This window comes from Nostoc sp., assembly GCF_036917155.1.
Taxonomy (GTDB): Bacteria; Cyanobacteriota; Cyanobacteriia; order Cyanobacteriales; family Nostocaceae; genus Nostoc.
On record NZ_JBALDZ010000177.1, the window covers coordinates 1 to 12,133 of the forward strand.

At 41.1% G+C, this 12,133-nt stretch carries 9 protein-coding genes and 1 pseudogene; 5 read left to right on the forward strand and 5 right to left on the reverse strand.

Going from position 1 to position 12,133, the window contains the following annotated elements; translation table 11 throughout:
• The first annotated feature begins 464 nt into the window (after positions 1-464).
• Positions 465-1,922 (forward strand): hybrid sensor histidine kinase/response regulator, encoded by a 1,458-nt coding sequence (locus V7K67_RS23475; RefSeq protein WP_335168631.1) that lies wholly within the window; start codon positions 465-467, stop codon positions 1,920-1,922.
• A gap of 219 nt (positions 1,923-2,141) precedes the next feature.
• Here V7K67_RS23475 and V7K67_RS23480 read toward each other — a convergent pair whose 3' ends face one another.
• Positions 2,142-2,438, reverse strand: a complete 297-nt coding sequence (locus V7K67_RS23480) for a DUF3288 family protein (protein WP_094353136.1) — start codon at positions 2,436-2,438, stop codon at positions 2,142-2,144.
• A 383-nt stretch (positions 2,439-2,821) separates the two neighbouring features.
• Here V7K67_RS23480 and V7K67_RS23485 point away from each other — a divergent pair, with 383 nt between their 5' ends.
• From V7K67_RS23485 to V7K67_RS23495, 3 genes are all read left to right on the forward strand, one after another.
• Positions 2,822-5,275 carry an ATP-dependent Clp protease ATP-binding subunit gene (locus tag V7K67_RS23485; RefSeq protein WP_334732811.1) on the forward strand — a complete coding sequence of 818 codons (2,454 nt, stop codon included), beginning with the start codon at positions 2,822-2,824 and terminating at the stop codon, positions 5,273-5,275.
• A 221-nt stretch (positions 5,276-5,496) separates the two neighbouring features.
• Positions 5,497-5,787, forward strand: a complete 291-nt coding sequence (locus tag V7K67_RS23490) for a hypothetical protein (RefSeq protein WP_334707926.1) — start codon at positions 5,497-5,499, stop codon at positions 5,785-5,787.
• Between the two features lie 69 nt (positions 5,788-5,856).
• Positions 5,857-6,147 (forward strand): hypothetical protein, encoded by a 291-nt coding sequence (locus V7K67_RS23495; RefSeq protein WP_334707927.1) that lies wholly within the window; start codon positions 5,857-5,859, stop codon positions 6,145-6,147.
• A 62-nt stretch (positions 6,148-6,209) separates the two neighbouring features.
• Here the strand turns inward: V7K67_RS23495 and V7K67_RS23500 are convergent, their stop codons facing one another.
• The 3 genes from V7K67_RS23500 to V7K67_RS23510 form a co-directional block, all read right to left on the reverse strand.
• Complete coding sequence (locus V7K67_RS23500) at positions 6,210-7,307, reverse strand: AI-2E family transporter (RefSeq protein WP_334732812.1); 1,098 nt, start codon at positions 7,305-7,307, stop codon at positions 6,210-6,212.
• Between the two features lie 133 nt (positions 7,308-7,440).
• Positions 7,441-8,874: a bifunctional orotidine-5'-phosphate decarboxylase/orotate phosphoribosyltransferase gene (locus V7K67_RS23505; protein ID WP_334732813.1), complete on the reverse strand. Its 1,434-nt coding sequence runs from the start codon at positions 8,872-8,874 to the stop codon at positions 7,441-7,443.
• A 313-nt stretch (positions 8,875-9,187) separates the two neighbouring features.
• Positions 9,188-9,799, reverse strand: a complete 612-nt coding sequence (locus V7K67_RS23510) for a cytochrome b/b6 domain-containing protein (RefSeq protein WP_334730301.1) — start codon at positions 9,797-9,799, stop codon at positions 9,188-9,190.
• 347 nt (positions 9,800-10,146) lie between these two features.
• On the opposite strand from V7K67_RS23510, the pseudogene V7K67_RS23515 reads away from it, so the two are divergent.
• Positions 10,147-10,721: pseudogene (locus V7K67_RS23515) on the forward strand (ATP-binding cassette domain-containing protein); the annotation flags it as partial.
• A gap of 2 nt (positions 10,722-10,723) precedes the next feature.
• On the opposite strand, the gene V7K67_RS23520 reads toward V7K67_RS23515, so the two are convergent.
• Complete coding sequence (locus V7K67_RS23520; protein WP_334730300.1) at positions 10,724-11,404, reverse strand: tetratricopeptide repeat protein; 681 nt, start codon at positions 11,402-11,404, stop codon at positions 10,724-10,726.
• Positions 11,405-12,133: the final 729 nt, after the last annotated feature.

Consider the following 12,133-nt stretch of genomic DNA (forward strand, 5'->3'; position numbering starts at 1 on the left):
AGTTAGGAGTTAGGAGTTAGGAGTTAGGAGTTAGGAGTTAGGAGTTAGGAGTTAGGAGTTAGGAGTTAGGAGTTAGGAGTTAGGAGTTAGGAGTTTGGAGTTAGGAGTTTGGAGTTAGGAGTTAGGAGTTAGGAGTTAGGAGTTAGGAGTTTGGAGTTAGGAGTTTGGAGTTAGGAGTTTGGAGTTAGGAGTTTGGAGTTTGGAGTTTGGAGTTTGGAGTTTGGAGTTAGGAGTTAGGAGTTTGGAGTTAGGAGTTAGGAGTTTGGAGTTTGGAGTTTGGAGTTTGGAGTTTGGAGTTTGGAGTTTGGAGTTTGGAGTTTGGAGTTAGCAATTAGCAATTAGCAATTAGCAATTAGCAATTAGCAATTAGCAATTAGCAGTTATTTCCCCCATCTCACTTATCTCGCTCATCCCTTGTTACGCAATACCATTTTTATTGTTATTTTTTACAAAGTTGGTTGAAAATGCTTGACAATAACCACATTTCCCTTTCACCACCAGGTGATGAAGTCTTCGTGTTTGAAGATGAACAAGAGCAAATAAGCAATCAAACTCAATTAACTCTTGTGGCGACAGAATCTCAGGCACAAGAGATATTACAAACCTGGAAAATGATCATTGTGGATGATGATGCTGAAGTTCACCAAGCGACTAAGTTAGCTTTGAGAAGTTTTACCTATGAAGGGAAACCTTTAACTTTCCTCTCGGCTTTTTCGGGAATAGAAGCCAAAAAGCTGATTGCGGTTCACCCAGATACCGCGTTTATTTTATTAGATGTGGTAATGGAAACTCATGATGCTGGGTTAAGGGTAGTTAAGTATATTCGGGAAGAGTTGAAAAATCAGATTGTCCGAGTGATTTTACGCACAGGACAACCAGGAGATGCGCCCGAAGAATCAGTGATTTTGAACTATGACATCAATGATTATAAGTTGAAGGTGGAATTAACTCGCCAAAAGTTAATTACAACTGCGATCGCAGCTTTAAGGTCATATCGTGATTTAATCACCATAGAAAAACAAACAGCACAATTAACTCAAGCATTGCAAGACCTGCAAGAGACACAATACAATCTCATCCAAAAAGAAAAAATGTCGGCACTGGGCAACCTCGTTACAGCCATTGCCCACGAGATTAATAACCCAATTAATTTTATTGCAGGCAACTTAAAGCCTGCACAGGACTACGTTCACGACTTATTAGCACTAATCAATCTTTATCAGCAAAGGTTTCCCGAACCGGGAGCCGAAATTGAGTCAGCGATCGCCACAATCGATTTAGACTATCTCCAAGAAGATTTACCCAAACTTATCTCGTCCATGAAAGAAGGTAGCGATCGCATCCGGGGAATTAGCGCCAGTCTTCGCACCTTCTCTAGAGGAGATAGCGATCGCAAGGTTCATTTTAATATTCATGAAGGTATTGAAAGCACATTACTTATCCTCAAGCACCGAATCAAAGCCAATGAGCATCGCCCTGCTATTGAAGTAATCAAAGATTACGGGCAAATACCTCAAATAGAATGCTTTCCTGGGCAACTCAACCAAGTTTTTATGAATCTCATCGCCAACGCCATTGATGCCTTAGAAGAATCTAATAAAGGGCGTAGTTTCCAACAAATTCAAGACAATCCCAATCGCCTCACAATTACCACCGCTTTGTCTGAAGATCGGTATCACATCTCGATCCGAATGCAAGACAATGGTGAGGGAATGTCTGAAAATGTTAAGCAAAAACTGTTTGGTTATTTATTTACCACCAAACCAGTAGGTAAAGGCACTGGTTTAGGATTAACAATTTCCCGGCAAATTATAGAAGAAAAACATGATGGACAACTCACGGTGACATCTGAGTTAGGCAAAGGCACAGAATTAGCGATCGTCATTCCAGTGGCGAGTGCTGAGTTAGGAGTTAGGAGTTAGGAGTTAGGAGTTAGGAGTTAGGAGTTAGGAGTTAGGAGTTAGGAGTTAGGAGTTTGGAGTTTGGAGTTTGGAGTTTGGAGTTAGGAGTTTGGAGTTTGGAGTTTGGAGTTTGGAGTTTGGAGTTTGGAGTTTGGAGTTTGGAGTTTGGAGTTTGGAGTTAGAAATAGCAAGGAATAACTAATGCCCCATGCCCCATGCCCAATGCCCCATGCCCCATAACTAATTCCAATCCTGCTCATCTTTCTTACCGCGACTTTTGTAAATTCCTCCCAAATCGTGGATTTGACGAGTTTTCTCAAAAAGCTCGGCTTCGGTCAAACCCCACTGTTGCAAGACTTTATCTAAGTCTTTTTGGATGTCTCTCGCCCCTGGAAACCCTTGATAACGCATTCGCAGTCTAGCCAATTCTGCTAAGTTATAGTCTGTTGCCTCTTGAGCGAGTAATATATCAATAAGGGGGCGATCGCGGTTATAAAGTGGATGTTGTTGATCTTTACCGGCCGTTGCTTCAGTCATTGTCAGTCCTGAATGATAAGTTAGGAGTTAGGAGTTAGGAGTTAAAAGTTAAGAGTACTGAGTCTTGGTTTTTAAGTTTAGCCCAGAGCAGAGGAGCAGAAAAGACAAAAGAAAATAATCTTCTGCACTTAAAAGCTAAGTGTAAAATTGATAACTCCTTACTTAATCATCACTCCTAACTCATCACTCCTAACTCCTAACTCCTAACTCATCACTCCTAACTCACATTAGACGGCAAGTACACCTGATGTCTTACGGCTCTCACCACTGCCACTTAACTTTAAATAAAGTTACATTAGTCCTTAAGAAAATACAAAAAACTTTAGATGAGGGTGAATTTTATCTCACCCAAAGTCCAAGCAGCGAGGGAGCAATAACCCATTATGTTTGAACACTTCACTTCCGAAGCCATTAGAGTAATTATGTTAGCTCAGGAGGAAGCACGTCGCCTGGGACACAATTTCGTAGGAACTGAACAAATTCTCCTGGGTTTGATGGGAGAAGGAACTGGGGTTGCTGCTAAAGTGCTGGCCGAATTAGGCGTTACCCTCAAAGATGCACGTCGCGAGGTGGAAAAAATTATTGGTAGGGGTTCTGGCTTTGTACCACCAGAAATTCCTTTTACTCCTAAGGTGAAAAGCCTCTTCGAGCAATCGTTTAAAGAAGCTCATAGTCTAGGACAGAATTACATTAACACTGAACACTTACTCTTAGGATTAACTGAGGCTGGTGAAGGTGTCGCCGCCAAAGTACTGCAAAATCTAGGGGTTGACTTCAAGAGTGTCCGCAGTGCCATCGTTCGCCGTTTGGGTGAAAATTCGCCAGCTTTCGCTGGTAGTGGTAGTCAAAAGCGCACCCAACCGCTAACGATGGAAGAGTACGGCAGAAATTTGACCAAATTAGCCCAAGAAGGCAGACTCGACCCCGTAGTTGGTCGCCAAAAGGAAATTGAGCGGGCGATTCAAATTCTCGGTCGCCGGACTAAGAATAACCCAGTATTGATTGGAGAACCAGGAGTTGGCAAAACTGCGATCGCAGAAGGTCTAGCTCAACGGATCATCAACCAGGATGTTCCCGAAACCTTACAGAACAAGCAAGTTATCAGCCTCGATATGGGGTCATTGGTAGCTGGAACTCGCTTCCGTGGCGATTTTGAAGAACGCATCAAAAAAGTCGTAGAAGAAGTCCGCACTGTCGGCAATATCATCCTGGTAATTGATGAAATCCACACCTTGGTTGGCGCTGGTGGTACAGAAGGCGGCTTGGATGCAGCCAACATCCTCAAACCTGCCTTAGCAAGGGGTGAACTCCAGTGCATCGGCGCAACTACCCTTGATGAGTATCGGAAGCATATCGAGCGTGATGCCGCCCTAGAGCGTCGTTTCCAACCGATTAAGGTCGGGGAACCCTCAGTAGAGGAAACCGTACAAATTCTCTACGGCTTGCGCGGTGCTTATGAACAACACCACAAAGTCACAATTTTGGATGCAGCACTGGTTGCAGCAGCAGAATTATCAGACCGCTATATTAGCGATCGCTTCTTGCCCGATAAGGCAATAGACTTGATTGATGAAGCTGGTTCTCGCGTTCGTCTGCGGAACTCCCAAAGTTCTCCCAATAAAGAACTTAAGCGTGAACTCGCTGGCGTTACCAAAGAAAAAGAAGCAGCAGTCAGAGTCCAAGATTTTGACAAAGCTACACAACTACGCGACCAAGAGTTGAAACTCGCAGAACAACTGCAAGCAACGTTTGCACAAAACGAGCAACCTGTCAACTCAACTGTAGTTGACGAAGAAGATATCGCCCAAATCGTTGCCTCTTGGACTGGCGTACCAGTTAACAAACTGACTGAATCTGAGTCAGAGTTGCTCCTACACCTAGAAGATACTCTGCATCAGCGACTCATTGGACAAGAGCAAGCAGTCACGGCTGTATCTCGCGGTATCCGTCGCGCCCGCGTTGGTTTAAAAAATCCCAATCGTCCCATTGCTAGCTTTATCTTCTCTGGACCCACCGGAGTCGGTAAAACAGAATTGGCGAAGGCATTAGCTGCCTACTTCTTCGGCGCGGAAGACTCGATGATTCGGCTAGATATGTCCGAATACATGGAAAGCCACACCGTCGCCAAGCTAATTGGTTCGCCTCCTGGTTATGTCGGATACGACGAAGGCGGACAACTTACAGAAGCCGTGCGGCGGAAACCATACTCAGTGTTGCTATTCGACGAAATCGAAAAAGCGCACCCTGATGTATTCAATATGCTGCTGCAACTCTTGGATGACGGTCATCTTACCGATGCTAAAGGTCGGAAAGTGGATTTCAAGAACACGCTGATCATTTTGACTTCTAACATCGGTTCCAAGGTGATTGAAAAAGGTGGTAGCGGCTTAGGCTTTGACTTCGACACTCAAGCCGACGCTAGTTATAACCGCATCCGCACCTTGGTAAATGAGGAATTGAAAGCTTACTTCCGTCCTGAGTTCCTCAACCGTCTTGATGAGATTATCGTCTTCACCCAGCTTTCCAAGAATGAAGTTAAGCAAATCGCCGAAATTATGCTCCGCGATGTTGCTAGCCGCTTGACAGAAAGAGGAATTATCCTAGAAGTTAGCGATCGCTTCAAAGAGCTTGTGGTACAAGAAGGCTACAACCCCAGCTACGGTGCTAGACCATTACGCCGGGCAATTATGCGCCTCCTAGAAGATTCTCTGGCTGAAGCAATGCTGTCTGGTGAAATTACAGATGGAGACACAGCCCTTATCGATGTTGATGACGACTCTCAGGTGAGAGTTAAAAAATCAGAAAAACGGGAGTTACTGTTAGCAAGTGCTGGCTAATTTTATACGCGATCGCTTTTTGCTGTAACTTTTGAGAAACACTCTAGCCTCTTGCGTAGAGCAGAGGTACAAACAGGGTCATCTCAGACAAACATTAAGTGAAATAGTATTATTTCTCACCCCTAGTATAAATGCTAGGGTTTTTTTATGCAATTCCTTTTGAGTGGGCAATGCCCACCTACCCACAGATGTTTATAATAAGTTTAGGATATAGCAGTAATATGATTGAAAATCAAAACTTCCACATAGTTAAAGATGCTGTTAAAACTGATGACAAAGGACGATTAACCTTGGGTACTGTTGCCAAAGCAAAGAGCTACCGAGTCCTCATCAATGAGGTAGGACAAATTCTGCTAGACCCAGTTGTGAACATTCCAGAAAGAGAACTTTGGATATGGCAGAATTCTATAGCTCGTACCTCCTTAGAGGTTGGTATAAAACAGGCAAATTCTGGTGAGCTTCACGACTTAGGCTCATTTACCCAGTATGCAGATCTAGAAATTGATGAATAGGATCTCTCTACGACACAAAGATGTCACAAAGACACTAGCCCTCGATACTGATCTCAAAATATAATTCTTGTGAATTTTAAGATAATATTTTCAACCGAGGCTAGTACAGCACTAGCTGAACTACAACAAACTGACTTTAAAAAGTACCAAAAAGTTTTAAAAACGCTGGGTTTAATGGAAATAAACCTACGACACCCTAGTTTGAATACTCACAAATATGAATCTTTATCAGGGCCCAATGGGGAAGAAATTTTTGAAGCCTATGTAGAAAACAAAACACCTGCTGCTTTTCGAGTTTTCTGGTATTACGGATCTGAACAAGGAGTTATAACTATTCTGACAATTACACCCCATCCTTAATGACACCGTTACAACTTACCGTTAGCAGTAGAGATAGCATCTTAATTTTTATCCACAACTCATTACAATATTGATTCCTCTGGCAACAATTCTGATGCTGCTTCACCCTCACCCACTTTACCAGAATTACCAGATGTAGAAAAACCATCTGCGACATCTTTGATAAAACCAGATATAGGTACCGCGACTAGTAAACCCAAGACTCCGCCAATATTCGTGCCGACAAGCAAAGCAACTAATACCCATATTGGTCTAAGTCCAGTAAATTTACCTAACAAGCGTGGTGCGATCGCCTGATCGATTAACTGATCAATGACAACAGCTACCGCCAAAACTTTTATTGCTAGCCAAAAGTCGTGTGTCGCTATTATGAAAGTAATTACAATCAAACTGACAACATCACCAAAGGGAATTAAGCTCAAAACCCCAACCGCCAAACCAAAGAGTAAACCAAACTGGACTTGAAAACCTAAAAACAATAATGTTACTGAAACACCCATCAGCAAAGCTAAAGTTACCTGACCAATCAAGTAATTTTGGAAGTTTTGCTGAATAGACTGGCTTACCTTCTGGGCAAAATTTCCCGGTAACTTCTTAAATATTCCCTGCCAAATTCTTGGACCATCTAACAACAGGTAAAAAGTCAGCACTACTGTGATTAATGATTCAGAAATACTATCAATAGTATCTATAATAATGCTTAAGAGTTTATCGGAAATAAACTCTAATTCATTGGGCAATTTGTTAGTTATCTGTGTTAATAGCTGACTGAGATTCACATTTATTTTGTGTCTAAAAAACCAATCATTTACAATCTGAAGTTTTTCTTCGCTAGAATCAATCCATTGGGGAAAAACTTTAACCATTTCATTAAATTGCTCTAAAACAATGGGACCTAAAGTTATACCCAAAGCAACAACAATTACTAATGCCAATATAAAAACTAACGCTACTGCATAGCCGCGTTTAACTCCGCCATGTTGGAGAATTGAAACAGGATAGTTTAAAATGAATGCAAGCAAAGTAGCCAAGACAAGAATTGTGACAACAGGTTGAAGATTTTTAACCAGTAAAAATGCTAGCCAACCATTGAGAAACACTAAAGGAAATAGCAGCGTAAAAATTAACCATCTCAGTAGTTGATTCAGTGAAATGTTCATAATTAATTTAAAAATCAAAATTATTCTAGTTACCAGATTGAACCGAGTAATTAAATATGCTCAAGAGTAAGTAGACAAGAAAATCTTCCCCCATTCTCTACTCCCTACTCCCTACTCCCCATTATTCCAATTACTAACTTTCAGCAAAAGCTAAAAATTGCTCCTCATTTATTCGCCCTGCTTGATACAAAGTATTAGTAATTTCTGAAATAGTTAAAACCGCATGACTGCGATAACCATTTTGTTGTAATCTATCTTTCACCCCCTGTTCATGGTCGATAAATACTACAATATCATCAACCTTTAATCCTGCTGATTTTAACTTTCCTGCCCCTTCCATCACGCTTTTGCCGCTGATGAGAATATCGTCAACCACTACAACCGTTTCACCAGGATGAAAGTTACCCTCAATTACTCTCCGAGTTCCATGTGCCTTCACCTCTTTACGAGGGAAAATCATTGGACAATGAAGACGCAAAGCTAAACCAGTCGCAGTCGGTAAAGAACCGTAAGGAATACCTGCTAACCTATCAAAACTAAGATTTTTCAAAATATCCTCATAAGCTGTGAGAACTTGATTAAAAACTTGGGGATTGGAAATAATTTTGCGTAAGTCGATGTAATAAGGAAATATCGCTCCTGAGGCTTGGACAAAGCTGCCAAACATAATACAGTCAATATCATAAAGTTGTAAAATCAAATCCTGTTGGGGGTGCTTATTTAGCAAACAAACATCAGGAAACCACACAGAACATGTGGAATTTTCATAAATAATTTCAGCTTTGATTTGATTAATTTCTGCGCGTAAAGACTGTACTTCTTCAGATAATTGTGTATTTCCCAACATATCTTGAGGAACAGGAATCAGCAAACCATCACCGTTAGCATTCAAACCTGCTTCTAAAATTTGCTTCAGATTTTGACCCTCCGCCCAGATGCTACGCGCCATAATAATTCGTTCCAGCGCAACTGCTCGAATAAGTGCTAAAACTTCAGGATTTGTAGTCCCCACTTCCAAACCCAATTGTTCTTGAGTTCCCCAGGTTCTTGATTCTTTTACCACCTGTAAATAAAGGGGTGATTCGTTTGTAGGATATTGCTGTAAAGCTTCTGCACCTGGATTTGAAGTACAGCATAAAATAAACACCGCTTTGTCAGGATAGACCAAAAAAGGTGCGACATGATCTTGTCCTGTATAGGGACTGAGAGTGATTGCATCCACTTGCCATTCTGTAAACACAGTTCGGGCAAAAATGGTACTAGTATTTAAGTCACTGTGTTTTGCATCTAAAATAACAGGGATGTGGGCTGGAATAGCTGCTAAAGTTTTGTACAGCAGTTCTAAACCAGGAATACCTAACGCTTCGTAAAAGCCAAGTGTTGGTTTATAGGCACAAACGAAATCAGCAGTTTCCGCAATAATGAATTGTAACCACTTCTCCAAACCAGCGATGAGTTCTTCAGATTCATAACGCACAGGGATCATCTCTGGATTTGGATCGAGTCCTACAAAGAGTAAGCTTTGATTTTGTAAGATATTACGATTCAATTTATCAAAAAAGTTCATATTTTTGTTTAAAAAAGAGTCATTGGTCATTGGTCATTGGTCATTAGACATCTCCAGAAATTAAATATGCGTTATCCAGAGTCCTTGTAGAGACGTAGCAGTGCTACGTCTCTACATTCATTTTCACCAGATGTCTAATGGTCATTGGTCATTAGTCATTAGTCTCCGCTTCCTGTATCTCTCTATCTCCATTACCATAGTTGGTTTACTATAGGACTCCTATTTTATTTTTGAACAAGACTCGGTACACATTTATTAGCTTCTGTTCTGTTCCCTATTCCCTGTTCCCTTCCTACGCAAGTAAATTCAGGAATCAAACCGGATTCTTATAAAACATTGATTCTGTTAGTTGACTTCCTCCAGCTTTCTGCCCTAATTGATAGTGAATCACTGCAAATAAGATAACCATCGGCACTGAGGCAAAGTGAACGATTCGTAATGCTTGCCAACTGCCAAACATATCTACAATCCAGGGAAATTGAGCAGGTTTATACATTCCTATTCCTGTAAATAATGCCAGCAGCAAGATAGGAATAATTGCTGTATAAGCAATACGATGCCAAGCATAAATTAGACGCTGGGAATTTTGAGTTTTTTGTAATGCTTTGAAGTCATTAGCACCTAAAAACCGATGTCGCCAGCGTCGGGTAATTAAAACGTAAATTCCATACCACAACAGATTTAACGAAAATAGCCACATTGCGGCAAAATGCCAGTGTCTACCTCCTGCCAACCAACCTCCTAATGTAAATATCGGAGGAATGTGCAAACCTGCACGTCCACCAAAAACAGGGTTGGCGTTGTAAATTTGTAGTCCACTGGTGAGCATGATAAATAGACTAATGATGTTACACCAGTGAAAAATTTTGGCTCCTATTGCTTGAGTGGGTGGCTTTCGAGTTTGAGAGGGAACGGTGGAAGTCATAAATTTTGACTGAAAAAATTCGCTGCTTATCTGTCCTAAAAATTTGGTACGGGGCAATGGGAATTGGGCATAGCTAAGAGAGACTTTAATTATTTGTTGTGTCTAAACGGACACAAGTATCTGTCTTGGGTAAATATAGGAATCCGATTTGATTCCTGAAAAAATCTAAGTATATGTAGTGGGGTGGCAAGCAAAAAAATTGTGCATTAGACGTAGGTTGGGTTGCGCTCCGCGCAACCCAACCGACAATTTTTTTGCAACATTTTAGCTTTGACACGCCACTACAGTACCTAATTTTGTTCAAAAATCAAATAGTAATCCTATAGCTCTGTAAATTCGAGGGTGGTATTGCTCACCCGCAGCGACAAAAATTGATTAATCAATGGCTAGAGTATGTTGAACTAGCAGAAAAACGTGATGATTTGGTAAAAACCCGGGGGTATGAAACGACGGTTGCGGATTGCGAGAGCTTTATCGCATCAACCGCAAATTTTGTTTTTGGATGAACCAACGGTAGGACTAGACCCCCAAACCAGGCGACGCCTCTGGGAAATTATTCGGGATTTAAATAAACAGGGGATGACGATGCTACTGACGACCCATTGGATGAGGTCGAATTTTTGTGCGATGCCTTTGGCTCTACCAAGCCAGGACGCATCGGTATTATGGATAGCGGTAAACTGATTTCTTTGGGAACTTTACAACAGCTGCGTTCTGCTCACGGTGAAGGTTTGGTGATGAAACAATTAGGTGTGTCTGATGTGGGAAGTGATGGCGCTCGTAGTTGGGAATATCTGTTTTCCCATCCTTGGAAGCAGCAAATATCTACTTGAATGAACAGCCCGATAAAACCGGAATGATGGTGCATCCCTCTAACCTGGAAGATATTTTTGTAGAATTAACGGGACGCCAGTTAGATTAACCTCATCCTCCTAACTGCCGCAGCATGGCTTCTACCCTTTCTACGCCACCTGAGTCATTGCGGCGCTTATACAAGTCACGGGCTTTCTGAAGCAAGCTGTTCGCTTGTTTGGTTTGTCGTCGCTGTTTATACATCGAACCCATCAACTCATAAGTCTGGGCGTTGTTTTTATCCAAATCGATGGCTTGTTGGTATGCCCAAGTAGCTGCATTATAGTCTCCCATACGCGATTGCGTCACAGCCAATCCTAAATAGGCGTTAACGTTGTTACGGTTCAGCTGTATGGCACGACGGTAGCCTTCCTTTGCTCCTGGTGTGTCGCCCAAATTCGCTTTGATGTAGCCGACAGCGTAGTAAAAATCACTGTTGTTAGGGTTGATTGCGATCGCCCGACGATAAGCTGTTAATGCTGCCTGGTAATTTCCCTGTTGAGCGTACAAATACCCAATACCTGAATGGATTTTAGCATTTTTGGGATCTAAACTAGCTGCTTGTTGATAAACAGCGATCGCACCACCATAATCACCGGCATCCACTAGCCTCCGTCCTTGTTCTAGCAGTTGCTTTAACTCTAGGTTTTTGGCTTGTGCCACTAATACCTGAGCCTGAGCTACTGAAGGTATGGTGAAGGTAAAACATCCTAGTAACACCACGCTAAACACGAATGATGTTGGCTTGTACACAGTAAATTTCCTGAAATTTTAGAGAACTTTTTTCTTGTACATTAAAACAAAAATATGGACTTTTGAAAACTGTATTTATTCGTATTGGTTAAGATGTTAATAGTTCATTCATCTTTCCTTTACAATCAGCACTGCGTAACAGAGTTTTCACTGAAGGATAAAGTGTAAGATATCAACTTTCACATCAAGTTACCCTACATACAAACCAGTACAAACGCAAAATGACACCTTTTTCAGTCAGTAGTTATACGTGCTACTCGGAAAATCTCAACAGGCATCTAACTTAATCCTATATCTTGATGTGCAAAGGTTACAGGGTTAAAGATTCATTCCTGTTTTTTATTTCATTTAAAAACTTGCTGAATCTGTATCCAATTTATAGTCCTTTCTACTACCTTTTGATAAGTTATCATCCACGTATTCACATTCTTTTTTAGTTATTCACGGTAAGATAAATTTAATCAGTCAAATGTTCCTTTAAGTCCTGGTTTATATTTAGGACAGTACTCAAGCTCAAAGTACAATCTAAAGTTGTGTAAGAGGACGTTTATCAAACCTATATTCTGTAATCAAAGTTACAATTAATCAAATATTTAGATAAACATCTGAATAATAAATATCAACATATATCCTAACTATAGGAATCCTATTTGATTTTTGAAAAAACTCCGTACATTTTAAGAGTGGCAAAATCAAAGGTAGTGTGTCGAATAAACCATTCAAACATCC

Coding starts and splice junctions, on each gene's coding strand:
- V7K67_RS23475 (WP_335168631.1), top strand. CDS start 465: ATGCTTGACAATAACCACATTTCCCTTTCACCACCAGGTGATGAAGTC.
- V7K67_RS23480 (WP_094353136.1), bottom strand. CDS start 2,438: ATGACTGAAGCAACGGCCGGTAAAGATCAACAACATCCACTTTATAAC.
- V7K67_RS23485 (WP_334732811.1), top strand. CDS start 2,822: ATGTTTGAACACTTCACTTCCGAAGCCATTAGAGTAATTATGTTAGCT.
- V7K67_RS23490 (WP_334707926.1), top strand. CDS start 5,497: ATGATTGAAAATCAAAACTTCCACATAGTTAAAGATGCTGTTAAAACT.
- V7K67_RS23500 (WP_334732812.1), bottom strand. CDS start 7,307: ATGAACATTTCACTGAATCAACTACTGAGATGGTTAATTTTTACGCTG.
- V7K67_RS23505 (WP_334732813.1), bottom strand. CDS start 8,874: ATGAACTTTTTTGATAAATTGAATCGTAATATCTTACAAAATCAAAGC.
- V7K67_RS23510 (WP_334730301.1), bottom strand. CDS start 9,799: ATGACTTCCACCGTTCCCTCTCAAACTCGAAAGCCACCCACTCAAGCA.